The following is a 14090-nucleotide window of genomic DNA, read 5'->3' as shown; positions in this document are numbered from 1 at the left end:
GACGGGATCGCGGCCGGTTCGGCGCGGTCCGTCCCGCGCTCAGTACCGCTGCGCGTAGTGGGTCGGCGGTTCGCCGAAGATCTTGCGGAAGTCGCGGCTGAGATGGGCCTGGTCGGCGTACCCGAGCGCGGCGGCCAGTGCGGCCCAGTCGATGTCGGCGTCCTCGGCCAGGCGTTCGGTGATCTCGTGCAAGCGATAGCGGCGCACCACCCACTTCGGGCCGATGCCGACGTAGTCCGCGAACAGCCGCTGCACTCCGCGCACGCTCAGGCCGAAGCGGCGGGCGATCTCGTCGATTCTCGTCACGCCGGTGTCGTCGGCGATGGCGGTGACCACGCGGTAGGCCAGGTCGGCTTGTGGATCGGTGTCGGGTACTGATGTCTCCGCGCGGGTGTCGGGTCGCATCCCCTTCAGGTGTTCCAGGAGGAACCGCTCGACCGCGTCGACCTCGGGCTCCGGCAGATCGGGGCCGAACACCGTCGCGGCGTCGACCACCCGGTCGCGCAGGCCCGAGACCGGAGCGCCGAGGAACGGGCGGAACATGCCGGGGCGGAACGCGACGCCGAACACCGAGCCCGCGCCCGCCAGCTCGCGGAAGGCGTGGGAGGACGAGGGGCCGTGCAGTTCGGCGCGTCCGTCGCGGAAGGACAGGTGGACGTTCGGCAGCGGCACCACCAGCTGCCGGTAGGGGCGCTCGTACTCCCAGGTGACGGCCCAGTACCGCTCGACGTGGCGCGCCAGCGCCTCCGATGGCGCGGTGACCGTGTGGCGCTGGAATTCGCGCCACGCACCGCCGAGTTCCCGCACGTCGCGCCGCACGCGGCGAGTGTATGTCGCGTTTGTTCAAGACAGCGCCCGATCAGGGTGGTTACCTCGATGTATGTCCGAAACCGAACTCGTGGAGCGGGCCGCGGCCCCGATGTCGAAACTGATTCGATCGGTGTCGCCGCAGCAGCTCACCGCGCCGACACCGTGCGCCGAATTCGACGTGCGCGCCCTGCTCAACCACCTGCTGTTCTGGGGTCCGTCCCTGGCGGGGGCGGCCCGCAAGCAGACCGTCGCCCCACCCGCCCCGACCGAATCCGAGGTCGATCTCGTCGCGGGCGACTGGTCCGCCGCCCTCGACACCTACCTCGACGACCTCGCCGCCGCGTGGCGCGACCCGTCCGCCTGGCAGGGCACGACCCACGTGGCCGGCCCCACGGAGCTGCCCGCCCCGCTCATCGGCGGCATGGTCGTCACCGAACTGACCGTCCACAGCTGGGATCTGAGCCGCGCCCTGAACCTCACACCGATCTGGGACGACGACCTGCTCCGCTTCGCGCACGACCACCTCGAGGCCACCGCCCCGATGGGCCGCGACATGGGCGCCTTCGGCCCGGAAGTCCCCGTATCCCCCACCGCTCCCCTGCTCGACCGCCTCCTCGGCCTCAGCGGCCGCGACCCGCACTGGACGCGGCCCGACTGATCCACGGATTCCCCGCTGGACGGGGCGGCGACCACCGGTCGTCGCCCGGCCTCGGATAGCCGGGCAGACGGGCGGCCGTGAACGCGTCGTACACGACGAAATCCACCGCATCCCAGCGGCCGCTCTCCGCACTCTCGGCATCGCCGATCAGACTCGATTCGAAGGCCGCGAGCCGGCCTCTCGCGGCGAAGCTGTCCCGACACAGCGAGGGGTCGAGAAGGCGGAAACCATCGCGTCGAGCCCGACGCGCTCACGAACCCATCCGGCACCGGCGGCCGATTCACGCGGGCTTCGCCGAGCCGTCCGCCGAAACCGTCTCGGCCCGTGGGTGATCCGGGAACCAGCGATACATCGCGCCCGCGCCCGCCGCACCCGCCACCGCGAGGGCCGCGGCGGCCGCCCCGAGGACGGTGACACCGCTGATCACGCCCACCGCGATGGGGCCGGCGAACATGCCGATGTCGTGGGTGAGGCGCCAGGCCCCGAGGAATTCGGCGCGGCGGCCGGGTGGGGCGATATCGGCGCCGACGGTCATGATGACGCCGTTGCTGAGGCCGTTGGCGAAGCCGAGCAGCACCGCCACGCCCGCCAGCCCGGCGACGGAGCCGGCGAACGGCAGTGCGGCGTAACCGATCCCGAACAGGACCATGGACGGCACGCCGATCGCGCGGCGCCCGAAGCGGTCCAGCCAGATCCCGGACGGATACGACATGAGCACGTCCACCGCCCCCGCCACGCCGAACAGCAGGCTGGTGGTGGCGGCGTCGGCGCCCACGTGCACGGCCCACAGCGGCAGCAGCGACTGCCGGGACGCGCGCGCCGCCCCCATGAGCAGCGCCCCCAGTCCGAGAGTGCCCAGCAGCCTGCGGTTTTCGACCACGACCGAACGAATCGTGTGGTGGCTCGCGGTCATCGGCGCACTCTCGGGTTCGGGCATGGCCAACACCAGCAGACCACCCACGACCACGGCGGCGAAGTGCATCCACAGTCCACCGACGGGCCCGAGCCAGTGCACCACGCCCGCGCCGAGGAACGGTCCGCTGAAGAACCCGAACCGCATCCACCCCGCCAGCGCCGAGAACGCCCGCCCGCGATCGGCGCTCGGCACCACCGACACCACATACGTCTGCCGCGCCAGGCCCCACACCGCACCTGCGGCGCCGTTGATCAACAGCCCCACGGCGAACACCGCGATATTCGGCGCGAGGATGGCGATGAGCATCCCCACGGCGCACACCAGCGAGCCGAGCGCGATGGCCTTGCGCTCCCCCGTGCGCGCCACCAACCGCCCGGCGGGCAGGTCGCCGAGGATGAGGCCGAAACCCATCATCGCGACGACCACACCCGCCATACCGACCGATGCGCCGAGTTCCAGCGCCCGCAGCGGCAACATGGGAGCCGAAGCGCCGGAACCGATTCCGAACACCGCCGACGGCACGAACACCGCCAGCGCCATGGACCGCAACTTGGTGCGCGGCGGCGGTTTCCCGGGTTCCGGTGTCGCGCCGCGTAGGTCGGATTCGCCGGTGAGGCTCACCGCGCGGTCTCCGCGCGAGGGGCCCCGCCGACCGGAGCCGGTCGACCGCACACCGTCAATGACGTTCGGCCACCGTGTGATTCACTACGAGAGCCGCGGTCCTGCGAACTGATCTCGGGACAACGCCCCACCCTCATCCCGCGAGCACGGGACGGCGGGCGAACTGACTCTCCGGACGCGGCAACCCGAAGTGATCGCGAAGGGTGGTGCCGGTGTACTCGGTGCGGAACAGCCCGCGCTCGCGCAGGATCGGCACCACCGTCTCCGCGAACACCTCCAGCCCGCCCGGGTAGTAGGGCGGCATCACGTTGAAACCGTCTGCGGCGCCGTGGCGGAACCACCCCTCGATCGTATCGGCCACTTGCTCGGGCGTGCCCGCGAACACCCGATGCCCGCGCGCGCCCGCCAGCCGGTGCAGCAACCCGCGCACCGTCGGCCGCTCGCGCTCCACGATGCCCGCGACGACCTGCAACCGGCTGCGGTTGTTGTCGGTGACGTCGCCCGCGTCGGCGAACACGTCGGCGGGCACCGTCTCGTCCAGCGGCAGGTGCCGCAAGCTCTTGCCGACGATGCTCTCCAGTTGCGCCAGACCGTATTCCGGCACGGTGAGCTCGTTGAACTCCCGCTCCAGCTTCTTCGCCGCCGCCTCGGTGTCGCCGATGAACGGCGAGATGCCCGGCAGGATCTTCACATGCTCGGGGTTACGCCCGAATCCGCGCGCCTGCTCCTTGATGTCGGCGTAGAAGCGCTGCGCGTCCTCGAGCCGCTGGTGCGCGGTGAAGATCGCCTCCGCGTACCGGCCCGCGAAGGCGCGTCCCTCGTTCGACGCGCCGGCCTGCACGAGCACCGGGTGCCCCTGCGGGGTGCGCGCGGCGCTGAACGGCCCACGCACCTTGAGATATTCGCCCTCGAAGTCGATGCGGTGAATCTTGTCCGGATCGGCGTACACGCCCGCCTCGCGATCCAGCAGGATCGCGTCGTCCTCCCAGCTGTCCCACAGCGCGATCACGGCATCGACGAATTCGCGTGCCCGCGCGTACCTTTCGACGTGGTCGGGGTGGTGCTCGAGCCCGAAGTTGGCCGCCGCCACCTCCGTCGCGGTGGTGACGATGTTCCAACCGGCCCGCCCGCCGGAGATGTGATCCAGCGAGGAGAACAGCCGCGCCAGGTTGTAGGGCTCGTAGTAGGTGGTGGACGCGGTCGCGATCAGCCCGAGATGCGTGGTGGCCGAGGCGATCGCGGTGAGCAGCGTGATCGGCTCCAGTCCGGGCGCGGCGTTGTGCCGCACGTTGGTGCGCAGCGCGGGACCGTCGGCGAAGAACACCGCGTCGAACGTGGCGGCCTCGGCGGTACGGCCGATCTCCTGGTAGTAGGAGACGTCGTAGATGCGGTCGGGCCTGCTGTCCGGGTGCCGCCAGGCCGCCTCGTGATGGCCCGACGGGTAGATGAACGCATTCAGGCTCAGCTGACGCGGCTCGGTCATGACGCCTTCTTCTCTTCCTCGTAAGTCTCCACGCCCAGCCCCGCCAGCAGCTCTTCGCGGTAGGCGGTGAACCCCGGATCACTGTGGCGGCGTGGACGATCCAGCTCGATGCGGCGGTCCAGCGCGATGCGCCCCTCGTCGAGCACCAGCACGCGGTCGGCGAGCAGCACCGCCTCGTCCACATCGTGGGTCACCAGCAGCACGGCGGGCTTGTGCTTGGCGCACAGGTCCTGCAACAGCACGTGCATGCGGATCCTGGTCAGCGCGTCCAACGCGCCGAACGGCTCGTCGGCCAGCAGCAATTCGGGTTCGCGCACCAGCGAGCGCGCCAGCGCCACACGCTGCTGCTCACCACCGGAAAGCTCACGCGGCCAAGCTTTTTCCCGGCCCTCGAGCCCGACCTCGGCCAGCGCCGCCCGGCCGCGCTCGGCCGCGCCGGAGCCGGTGAGGCCCAGCGTCACGTTGTCGAGCACGCGCACCCAGGGCAGCAGCCGCGAATCCTGGAACACTACGGCGCGCTCCTCGGGCACGGTGAGTTCACCGGAACCCGGGACGTCGTCGTCCAATTCGGCCAGCGCGCGCAGCAGTGTGCTCTTGCCCGAGCCGCTGCGGCCCAGCAGCGCGACGAATTCGCCGCGCGCGATGTCCAGATCGATGCCGCGCAACACCACGCGGTCGCCGAACCCGCGTCTCAGCGCGCGGGTACGGACCACATTCAGTCCGCCAGTGTCTGCCGCCACGACAGCGCCTTCCTCTCCAACGCCCGCACCGCGACATCGCCGAACAGGCCGAGCAATCCGTAGATCACCAAACCGACGACGATCACGTCGATCTGGCCGTAGGTGCGCGCCTGCGTCATCAGGTACCCGATGCCGCTGGTGGCGTTCACCTGCTCCACCACCACCAGGGCCAGCCACGAAATCGTCACGGCCAGGCGCAATCCGATGAAGAACCCGGGCAGCGAACCCGGCAGCGCGATGCGCCGGATGAACTGCCACCACGAAAGCTTCACGGTCTCGGCCAGTTCCACGTACCGGGCGTCCACGCTGCGCAGATAGGCGTGGGTGTTGATGTAGACGGGCACCAGCACACTGGTGGTGATGACGACGAGCTTCATCTCCTCGCCGATGCCGAACCACACGATGAACAGCGGGATCAGCGCCAGCGTCGGCACCGCGCGCTTGATCTGCACCGGCCCGTCCAGCAGCGCCTCGCCCCACCGGCTCAGCCCCGCCAGCAGCGCGAGCACCACACCGATGCCGACGCCCAGCACCAGGCCGATCCCGGCGCGCTGCACCGAGGTGAGCAGGTTGGACTGCAACCGGCCGTCGGCGATGAGATCGCCGGCCGTCTGCGCCACCGTCCACGGCGCGGGCAACGTCTCCGGATCCAGCGACCCGGTCGCCGAACCGAGCACCCACGCCAGGATCAGCAGCGCCGGGCCGAGCGCGAATCCGAACGGGATCGCCTTGCCCGGACCGAGCCTGCGGCGCGAAACCTTGCCCCGCGCCTGCAATTCCGCGGGGTTGCTGCTCGCCGCGCCGCCGACGCGGCGGCCGAGCACCCCGGCCTCGATGGTCGCCATCGCTATTCCTTGGGGTCGGTGGCGGCGCCGGATTCGGCGACCGCTTGCTCGATGAACGGGGCGAAGCGCAGGTCGAAACCGTCGGAAGCGCTGACCTTCCTGGGCAGTTCGCCCGCGGCGTCGATCGCGTCGATGGTGGACTGCTGCTGGGCGATCAGATCCTCGTTCAAGTTCGGAAAGGTGTAGGCGCCCAGGGACTCGATGATGCGGGTCGCGTCCTCGGGGCCGACCTTCTGGTTGTCCACGTAGTACTGCTGCGCCCACTCCTGCGGGTGGGTGTTGACCCACTGGTAGGCCCGCACATACGCGCCGACCAGCACGGCCAGCGCCGCCGACTTGGCGGGATCGTTGGTCGCCTCGCGGCGCGCGTAGAGATAGGCCAGGCCCGGGTAGATGCCCTCGGTCTCGGAATCGGGGATGAGCGAGGCGCCCGGGGTGCGCAGGAACCGGGTGACGTTCGGCTCGATCAGCGGGGCCACGTCCACCTGGGCGGTGCGGATCGCGTCGGGGAACTCGGCCAACTGCAACCGGACCAGTTCCACGTCACCGGTTTCCAGGCCCGCCTTGTCCAGCGCCCGCAGCACCGCCGCCTGCTGGGCGGTGCCCTCGGCGTAGGCGATCTTCTTGCCCTTCAGCTCCGCCAGCGTCGTGATCGACTGTCCCGGCGCCACCGCGAGTTTCAGCGCGTTGGTGGCGGTGCGATAGGCGGCGATGATCGGCACGTCCTGGCCCGCGGCCAGCGCGTGGATCGGCGGCACATCACCGACGGGCGCCACATCCGCCGCGCCGGCGCGGAACGCCTCGAGAATCGCGGGGCCGCCGACGAAGTTGGCGAATTCCACCTCGAACGGCAGCTTGTCCAGTTCACCGGACGCGCGCAGCGCCTGCTGCAACCGCTCGGACTGGTCGGCGATCACGAGTTCGGTGCCCGCGGGCACGGTGGAGGTGAGCGGGGCGTCGGAGGCGGCGACCGGAGCGTCGTCCTTCGCGCAGCCGGTCAGTCCGAGGGTCGCGGCCGTCGCCACGGCGAGCAGAGCGGCGGTGGTGCGGCCACGGAGGCCGGGAAGGAACGTACTCGGTCGAAACATGACGCGAATTGAAGCAGGGCCCGGGAGCCGCTGAAACCGTTAGCGTTAGCGTGATTCGAAAGACACTCACCGAGGTGACGCGGTGTAGTGGACGTCGCGGGCCCGGTCCAGATAGCGCTGCACGAACGGCAGCACCTGCGCCTCGATCACCTCGTTGTAGCCCTGCGGAGCCTGGCGCGGATTCGCGTGGCCCGTGCCGCGCGGATAGGCCACCAGCAGACTGCCGTCGGGCCCGCCGACCTGTTCGAGCAACACCCGGTGCGAGTAGTCCACGTCGACCACGCCGTCGTGCGAGCCGACCCGCGGCCGCAGGAAAACGATTGCGGGGCGCGGCTTTCCGTCGACAGGCTCGGACAGGGCGCGCAGATTGTCCACCGCGCCGCCGCCGACGATGGCCAGGAACTGCGAATGGATCAGCCCGTTGCTCGCGGCGTTGTGCGAGAGGATCTTCTCCGTCAGCACCTCGTCGAACACCTCGCCCAGCTCACCGGCCGCGATCCCGGGCACCGGACCGGTCCGGTCGATGAAACGATCACGGCGAGCGTAGGTTTCGACGGCGAAGCGCATCGTGCGGCTCTCCCGCGCGCCCGGCAGCCAGCCCATCCAGCGCAGCATGTCCTCGCCCCGGCCGCGGCTCTCCGGGCGCACCGCGTTCAGATCCATGGGCGTGCAGTCGAGCAGCACCGCCACCAGCCGCCGGTCGCTGCCGCGGTGGATGTGCTCGGCGACCTCGAGCGCGATCACCCCGCCCATGCTGTGCCCGGCCAGCACGATATTGCGCACCCCCGACATCTGGGCGGCGCGCACGATGAGGTCCGCGATCACGCGGCTGTCGATGCCTTCGTTGTCGTAGCGGATCGCCCACACCACGCCGATCCGGTTGAGCGAGGGCAGCGCGGCGGCGGTGTCGGCGGCGTTCAAGTTGCCCAGGCCCACCATGTCGACCACCGCGGTGTCCCAGCCCGAATCCTCGGCGGGCGGCGCGACGGGCAGCAGCGCCGGCTCGGTCAGCGCGAGCCGCGCCCGTTCGGGCATCACGTCGTACACCCAGTACTGGGCGGCGACCGTGAGGGCCAGGATCAGCAGCGCGGCGACCCGCGACAGCGTCAGCCGGGTGCGACGCCACCCCTCCCACCGGAACCCGAACCGGGTCTCGCGGAGCCGGGCCTTGCGCCGCTCGTCATCCCAGTCGCTGACGGTGGACGGATGCCGTTCGTCCCTCGGCGACATCTCTTCACGGTAACGACGGACGCGCACCCTCGCCACGTCGCCGACCGGCCGTCGGGGCGGCGCGGGCCGAACGGTAGAGTTTGCTGATCAATCCCCGGCGGGTGCGGGAATCCGGTGAGAATCCGGAACGGTCGCGCCACTGTGATCGCCTCGCGGCGAAAGTCAGACCTCCCCCGCCGGACTTCTCTGGAAGGGCCGCGACTTGCCTGTGGAGCACCGCCGATGATCCGCGTGCGGACCTCGATCGCCGTCCCCGTGCTCGGGACACTGCTGGTCGTGGCGATGGTGGCGGCCACCGGTTTCGGCGCGGAGACACTGCCGGTGTCGTCGGTGGTGGAGGTCCTGCGCCACCGGCTCACGGGCGTGGCGCCGGTGGATCTGAGCCTGGACACCATCGTGTGGCAGCTGCGGGTGCCCAGAACGTTGCTGGCCGCGATCGTGGGCGCCGGACTCGCGCTGGCCGGGGCCGCCATGCAGACGCTGGTGCGCAATCCGCTCGCCGATCCGTTCCTGCTCGGCGTGTCGTCCGGGGCCGGGGTCGGCGCGGCGGCCGTCATCACCTCCGGGCTGTTTGCCGGCGCGGGTGTGTGGGCGCTCACCGGCGGCGCGCTGGCGGGTGCGTCGATGGCGGCCGGGCTCGTGTTCTTCATCGCGATCGCGCAGGGCGGTCTCACGCCGCTGCGGCTGGTGCTCACCGGGACCGTGCTCGGCTCGGCGTTCGCGGCGCTGAGCAGCTACCTCGTGTTCCGCAGCGCCGATCCCGCCGCCGCGCAGTCGGTGCTGTTCTGGTTGCTCGGCAGTCTCGCCGGTGCGGACTGGGCGACCCTCGGCCTGCCGTTGACGGTGGTACTGCTGTGCGGGGCTGCGCTGGTCGCGGCGGCGGGCTGGCTGGACGCACTCACGTTGGGAGCGGACACGGCCACCTCCGTGGGCGTGCCGGTGAAACAGTTGCGGATCGCGTTGTTCGTACTGCTTGCGGTGCTGGTGGGGGTGCTGGTCGCGGTGTCGGGCGGGATCGGGTTCGTCGGCCTGGTCGTCCCGCACGCCGCCCGCCTGCTCGTCGGCCCGCGCCACCGCACGCTCCTGCCCGTCTGCGCCCTGTTCCTGGTCGTCGCCGACGCCGCCACCCGAGTCCTGGTCCCGCCCACCGAGATCCCCGTCGGCGTCCTCACCGGCCTCATCGGCGCCCCGACATTCCTGCTCCTCCTCGGCCGCCGCCGCTACCGGTTCGGTGACGCATGAGGGGCGTTCACCGGGCTCCGGGATTCGGCGTTGCACTACCCGTCGATCAGCGTGTAGCCCAGCGACCTCGGCTGAACCATGCGTGCCGGGGTGTCGGCGGCAGACTCAGCCCACCATGGCCCGACTCCGCTCGCGGCCATCGTTCCGTTGTATGGCTCAGCGGTACTTCGGGTCTGGCTCCGATCTCCGGCAACGGCACCGGGCACAGCCCGGGTTCGCGCCGTCGGCCCGAGGGTCCTCACGCCAGCCATCAGACTCCGGGATTCGGCGAAATCGCCACCGAGGCAACGGGTCCTGAATGCCGCTCCGCCGAGCATCAGGCGGGTGCGGTAGGTCCGACCCGTGCCCGACGTACCAATCGGTCGGGCGATGGGCATACCCGCGCGGCGGCAACCGGGGCGCCATCTCGAATCCGGCACGAGATGCCGAGCGGACCACGGGCGGCCGGCGATGAGTGAGGTTCAGCGCCACGAACCGGTCGAAGTCCTGGGCGCCGGGGTAACGCGGGCGCACGGCGACACGTCCGGGTTCGGGCGGCGGGAGCAGGGTGGGGCCGCGATCGTGGCCGAGGGTTTGACGTGTGCGGTGGGGCGCCGAGAAGTGGTGCGGGGCGCGGAGTTCCAGATCGGCCCCGGAGAGGTCGTGGGGATCGTCGGGCCGAACGGCAGCGGGAAGACCACGTTGGTGCACGTCCTGGCCGGAGTGCGCAGACCGAAGGCCGGGCGTGTGACCGTGGATGGTGTTGCCGTGCACGATGTTTCGGCTCGGGCGCGGGCCAGGACCGTGGCGTTGGTGGCGCAGGACGAGCGGCCGCCCGCCGATCTGCTCGCCGGTGAGGTGGTCGCACTCGGGCGCACACCCTACCTGCCGCCGTGGGGTGTCGGCGGGCCGCGCGAACAGCACGTCATCGACGCGGCGCTGGCGGCGGTCGACCTGGCGGGATTCGCGGGCAGGCCGGTGCACAAACTCTCCGGCGGCGAGCGTCAGCGCGTGCTGCTGGCGCGGGCGCTCATCCAGGACACGCCGGTGCTGATGCTGGACGAACCCACCAACCACCTCGACATCACGCACCGCCTGGAACTGCTGTCGCTGGCCCGCACCCTGAACCGCACCGTGGTGACGGCGCTGCACGAACTCGCGCTCGCCGACCGGTACTGCGATCGAATCCTGGTGCTGCACAACGGCTCCGCACTCCCGCTCACACCACCGGAGGTCGCGTTGCGGCCCGAGATCGTCGGCGAGGTGTTCGGAGTGCGCGCGACCCGCGTGCGCCATCCCGACACCGGCGAAGACCATCTGTTGATCACCCCACGAGAGGCGACCTCATGAATATCCGCAATCGAGCGCTGGCCGCGACCGCGCTGGCCGTCACCCTCGCCGGGTGCGGCACCTCCCAGCCGCCCGCGGCCGGCGACCTCACCGTGCGCAACTGCGATGCGGAGGTGTCGTTCCCCGCGCCCGCGCAGCGGATGTTCGTCAACGACGGCAACCTGATCTCGATGGTGCTCGCGCTCGGGGCGCAGGACCAGGTGACGGCGGTGTCCAGCATCCAGCGCGACGCGGATACGTTGCGCAGGCACTACGGCGACGTGGTGGACGGCCTGAATTCCGTTGCGCCCGAATATCCCTCGCGGGAGACCGTGCTGGCGCAGCGCCCCGACGTGATGGTCGCGGGCTGGAGCTACGGCTACGACGAGGCCAAGAACCTCACCCCGGATTCCCTGCGCAAGGACGGCGTCGCCGCGTACGTCCTCACCGAGAGCTGCCGGTCGGGCGAGCACGCGCGCGGCATCGTGGAACCGTGGACGGCGCTGCGTACCGACCTCACCAACCTCGGCGCCATCACGGGCCGCGAGGACCGCGCGACCGAACTCACCACCGACCTCGACGCCCGCCTCGCCGCCCTCACCGCAGCCCCGCGCCCCGAACGCGCCCCGGAGGTCTTCCTGTTCGACAGCGCCAGCGACACCGTGTATTCGAGCGGTAAATTCGGTGCGCCGCAGGCGATCCTGGAGGCGGCCGGTGCGCGCAACGTGCTCGGCGACGTCGAGGACACCTGGACCCGCGTGTCCTGGGAGCGCCTGGCCGCCTCGAACCCGGACGCCATCATGTTCGTGGACTACCCGCCGCAGACCTTCGAGGAGAAGGTGAACCTGCTGCGCGCCAAGCCCGGCATCAACCAGCTCCCCGCCGTGGTCGAGGGCCGCTTCCTCAACCTGCCCTACGCGCTGTGGACCAGCGGCCCGTTGAACATCGACGCCGCCGAGCAGATCCGCAAACAGCTCGAAGCGTGGAACCTGGTGCCGCCGTCCGACATCACGCCCCGTTTCGACGACGCGCTCCGCTGAGAGTGGTCGGCGTCGAGGTCGATCAACGGCGCACCCGATAGCGCAGGTGAAGCACCCGGTTGCCCTGAATCACCACGTCGGGATCCTCCAGCAAGTGCTGCGCGTCGACCGACCCGAAGTAGCGCTTGCCGGACCCGAACACGACGGGAACGACGTCCATTCGCACTTCGTCGACCAGACCCGCGGCGAGCGCCTGGCCCCCGACGTCACCGGCCGCGACCTCAACCAGGCGCTCGCCCGCCAGTTCCTGCGCTGTGGCCACGGCCGCCTCGATGCCCTCGACGAAGTGAAACGGCGCCTCGGGGTCCCAGCCCTCGGGCGGCGGCCGATGCGTCACGACGACCACGTGGTCGATCCCGCCCGGGGGCTTCCCGTCCCAGCCGTCCGTCATGTCGAAGACGTGGCGGCCTGCGATGGTCGCTCCGATCCGGTCCCAGTACTGCCGGGTGTAGTCGTAGGACGTCTGCGAGACTTTCACCGTGCCGCTCTCGTCCAACGGCACGTCACCGCTGGCCAGCCAGTCGAACAGCGGTCCGGGCTGGTCGTTCTCGTCGGCGATGAAGCCGTCCACCGACACCGAGCTGTACATGACCACCTTGCCCACGGGGCTCTCCTCTGCTTCGGGGTGCCCTCAAATTAGCGTGTCGTGATCCGTCGCTCTTGTAAGAAATCAATCGGCGGGCAGCGGCCAGCTGTCGAGGACGTGGCCGGGGTGTTCGCGCAGGAACCGCCGCCGGACCTCGGCGTACCGGGTCGGCGTGAGACCGGTGAACGCCCGGAACTCGTGGCCGAAGTGAGCTTGGTCGAAGTAGCCCGCGCCGGCGGCGATCTCGCCCCAGTCGATCGGTCCGGCGAAATCGATCGCGAGCACGGTGGTGGTGAAGCGCTGCGCGCGGGCCAGTCGCTTCGGCGTGACGCCGACGAGTTCCTTGAACTGCTGGGCCAGATGGGTGCTGCTGACTCCGGCCGCCTCGCTCAGGTCGCCGATCGCCACCGCCCCATTGGTCGCGACGATGACGTTGCTCGTGTACTGGACCAGCCCCATGCCCGGGGTCTCGCGCAGCCGCCGCATCAGCTCCTCCTCGAGCAGCGTCAGCATCGAGTGCGGTGAGTCCGTGGTGGCGAGCCGGTCTCGCAGTTCAGCGACGGCGGCCCGGCCCCACACCTGCTCGATCGTCACCGGCCGATCACGCAGTTCGGTCGCGGGCATCGCCAGGAACGGCGCCGGCCCCCACGGCTTGAAGTGCACGCCGACGGACCGAGTCCACGGCGGGTAGCCGAACTCCACCGCACGACTGGGCATGGTGACCACGCAGCCGTCGACGTACTCGGACGTCTCGCGATCGGTGCCGCCGCGGATGCGGAACGGCGCCCCGAGATTGACGATGAGCAACGCCGAAGGCGACGGCGGCAGCGTCAGCCGGTCGTACGGCGGCGCACCCTCCAGGTAGTAGAGGTCGTCGATCAGTCCGTCCAGCGGAGGTCGCGGCACTCTGGACACGTACTCCATGCTCACAGCATCGCCGATGTGCCGGCGTCGCGCGCCGGGATGGCCCAGCCGCTGCGCCTCCGGAACCGAGCCCGGCCGTTTGCCATGGTCGCCCGCTTCCACGCCGGATTGACCTGCCCGGCACGCTCTTTCCGGGGGGCGACACTCATAGACCCCTCCGCGGCTCACCATGCCGCGCGTTCGGCGAGATCGGTGAGTTTCGCGAGGGAGAGGACCAGCCGAGTTCGTTGTCCTCCGGGCGAACCGAAGGCGGAACGTTGTAGTGCGTCGCGTGCAGGTCGGTGCCACCGTCGGCGGCGGCGAGAAGGTAGACGACCGTCATCTCGCCGCGGCTGGCGGGATCGTCGGTGTCGATCGCACTCCACCGCTTGCGGATTCGTCGACAGCCGACCGCAGCATGGCAAGCCCGCGCCGCCGAATACGTGTGCCGGGGAACCGCGTAGGGGAAGGGCCCGGAAATGCGGAAAGGCCCCCAACCGTGAGGTTGGGGGCCTTTCACAAGATTTGTCCGGCGGTGTCCTACTCTCCCACACCCTGTCGAGTGCAGTACCATCGGCGCTGGTGGCCTTAGCTTCCGGGTTCGGAATGGGTCCGGGCGT

The 14090-nt window shown here is 70.4% G+C and carries 13 protein-coding genes, 1 rRNA gene and 1 riboswitch; of the genes, 4 read left to right on the top strand and 10 right to left on the bottom strand.

Going from position 1 to position 14090, the window contains the following annotated elements; translation table 11 throughout:
• Window positions 1-39: 39 nt before the first annotated feature.
• Complete coding sequence (locus DFR74_RS18755) at window positions 40-819, bottom strand: AraC family transcriptional regulator (RefSeq protein ID WP_084538172.1); 780 nt, start codon at window positions 817-819, stop codon at window positions 40-42.
• 61 nt (window positions 820-880) lie between these two features.
• Here DFR74_RS18755 and DFR74_RS18750 point away from each other — a divergent pair, with 61 nt between their 5' ends.
• On the top strand, window positions 881-1468 hold the full coding sequence (locus DFR74_RS18750; protein WP_084538171.1) for a TIGR03086 family metal-binding protein: 588 nt from the start codon (window positions 881-883) through the stop codon (window positions 1466-1468).
• A gap of 280 nt (window positions 1469-1748) precedes the next feature.
• On the opposite strand, the gene DFR74_RS18745 is transcribed toward DFR74_RS18750, so the two are convergent.
• From DFR74_RS18745 to DFR74_RS18720, 6 genes are all read right to left on the bottom strand, one after another.
• Window positions 1749-3005 carry an MFS transporter gene (locus DFR74_RS18745; RefSeq protein WP_232331916.1) on the bottom strand — a complete coding sequence of 419 codons (1257 nt, stop codon included), beginning with the start codon at window positions 3003-3005 and terminating at the stop codon, window positions 1749-1751.
• Between the two features lie 133 nt (window positions 3006-3138).
• Window positions 3139-4488 carry an LLM class flavin-dependent oxidoreductase gene (locus DFR74_RS18740; RefSeq protein ID WP_067513975.1) on the bottom strand — a complete coding sequence of 450 codons (1350 nt, stop codon included), beginning with the start codon at window positions 4486-4488 and terminating at the stop codon, window positions 3139-3141.
• Complete coding sequence (locus DFR74_RS18735; RefSeq protein ID WP_195126791.1) at window positions 4485-5228, bottom strand: ABC transporter ATP-binding protein; 744 nt, start codon at window positions 5226-5228, stop codon at window positions 4485-4487. Before DFR74_RS18735 ends, DFR74_RS18740 begins: the two co-directional genes overlap by 4 nt.
• Window positions 5204-6073, bottom strand: a complete 870-nt coding sequence (locus DFR74_RS18730) for an ABC transporter permease (RefSeq protein WP_067513974.1) — start codon at window positions 6071-6073, stop codon at window positions 5204-5206. Before DFR74_RS18730 ends, DFR74_RS18735 begins: the two co-directional genes overlap by 25 nt.
• A gap of 2 nt (window positions 6074-6075) precedes the next feature.
• Entirely contained in the window at window positions 6076-7161 is a 1086-nt protein-coding gene (locus DFR74_RS18725) for an ABC transporter substrate-binding protein (RefSeq protein ID WP_067513973.1), read from the bottom strand.
• A 66-nt stretch (window positions 7162-7227) separates the two neighbouring features.
• The gene (locus tag DFR74_RS18720) at window positions 7228-8391 is read right to left on the bottom strand and encodes an alpha/beta fold hydrolase (protein ID WP_067513972.1); all 1164 of its coding nucleotides are present in this window, start codon (window positions 8389-8391) and stop codon (window positions 7228-7230) included.
• A gap of 94 nt (window positions 8392-8485) precedes the next feature.
• Window positions 8486-8571, top strand: a riboswitch (adenosylcobalamin (AdoCbl) riboswitch).
• Window positions 8572-8613: 42 nt separating this feature from the next.
• Here DFR74_RS18720 and DFR74_RS18715 point away from each other — a divergent pair.
• From DFR74_RS18715 to DFR74_RS18705, 3 genes are all read left to right on the top strand, one after another.
• Window positions 8614-9633, top strand: a complete 1020-nt coding sequence (locus tag DFR74_RS18715) for a FecCD family ABC transporter permease (protein ID WP_067513971.1) — start codon at window positions 8614-8616, stop codon at window positions 9631-9633.
• A 450-nt stretch (window positions 9634-10083) separates the two neighbouring features.
• Window positions 10084-10962: an ABC transporter ATP-binding protein gene (locus DFR74_RS18710; RefSeq protein WP_084538170.1), complete on the top strand. Its 879-nt coding sequence runs from the start codon at window positions 10084-10086 to the stop codon at window positions 10960-10962.
• Entirely contained in the window at window positions 10959-11981 is a 1023-nt protein-coding gene (locus DFR74_RS18705; RefSeq protein ID WP_067513970.1) for an ABC transporter substrate-binding protein, read from the top strand. Before DFR74_RS18710 ends, DFR74_RS18705 begins: the two co-directional genes overlap by 4 nt.
• A gap of 22 nt (window positions 11982-12003) precedes the next feature.
• Here the strand turns inward: DFR74_RS18705 and DFR74_RS18700 are convergent, their stop codons facing one another.
• From DFR74_RS18700 to rrf, 3 genes are all read right to left on the bottom strand, one after another.
• On the bottom strand, window positions 12004-12585 hold the full coding sequence (locus DFR74_RS18700) for a dihydrofolate reductase family protein (protein ID WP_067513969.1): 582 nt from the start codon (window positions 12583-12585) through the stop codon (window positions 12004-12006).
• Between the two features lie 66 nt (window positions 12586-12651).
• On the bottom strand, window positions 12652-13482 hold the full coding sequence (locus DFR74_RS18695; protein ID WP_211334142.1) for a helix-turn-helix domain-containing protein: 831 nt from the start codon (window positions 13480-13482) through the stop codon (window positions 12652-12654).
• A gap of 515 nt (window positions 13483-13997) precedes the next feature.
• Window positions 13998-14090 (bottom strand): 5S ribosomal RNA (gene rrf / locus DFR74_RS18690); the annotation flags it as partial.

It is taken from the genome of Nocardia puris (genome assembly GCF_003315035.1).
In the GTDB taxonomy this organism is placed as follows: Bacteria; Actinomycetota; Actinomycetes; order Mycobacteriales; family Mycobacteriaceae; genus Nocardia; species Nocardia puris.
Note: the sequence above shows the minus strand (reverse complement) of the source record. Positions and strands in the feature narration are given on the sequence as shown.

What these genes read in the sequence shown, in the direction of transcription:
- DFR74_RS18715 (WP_067513971.1), top strand. Translation starts at nt 8,614, where the DNA reads ATGATCCGCGTGCGGACCTCGATCGCCGTCCCCGTGCTCGGGACACTG.
- DFR74_RS18710 (WP_084538170.1), top strand. Translation starts at nt 10,084, where the DNA reads ATGAGTGAGGTTCAGCGCCACGAACCGGTCGAAGTCCTGGGCGCCGGG.
- DFR74_RS18720 (WP_067513972.1), bottom strand. Translation starts at nt 8,391, where the DNA reads ATGTCGCCGAGGGACGAACGGCATCCGTCCACCGTCAGCGACTGGGAT.
- DFR74_RS18740 (WP_067513975.1), bottom strand. Translation starts at nt 4,488, where the DNA reads ATGACCGAGCCGCGTCAGCTGAGCCTGAATGCGTTCATCTACCCGTCG.
- DFR74_RS18705 (WP_067513970.1), top strand. Translation starts at nt 10,959, where the DNA reads ATGAATATCCGCAATCGAGCGCTGGCCGCGACCGCGCTGGCCGTCACC.
- DFR74_RS18750 (WP_084538171.1), top strand. Translation starts at nt 881, where the DNA reads ATGTCCGAAACCGAACTCGTGGAGCGGGCCGCGGCCCCGATGTCGAAA.
- DFR74_RS18730 (WP_067513974.1), bottom strand. Translation starts at nt 6,073, where the DNA reads ATGGCGACCATCGAGGCCGGGGTGCTCGGCCGCCGCGTCGGCGGCGCG.
- DFR74_RS18725 (WP_067513973.1), bottom strand. Translation starts at nt 7,161, where the DNA reads ATGTTTCGACCGAGTACGTTCCTTCCCGGCCTCCGTGGCCGCACCACC.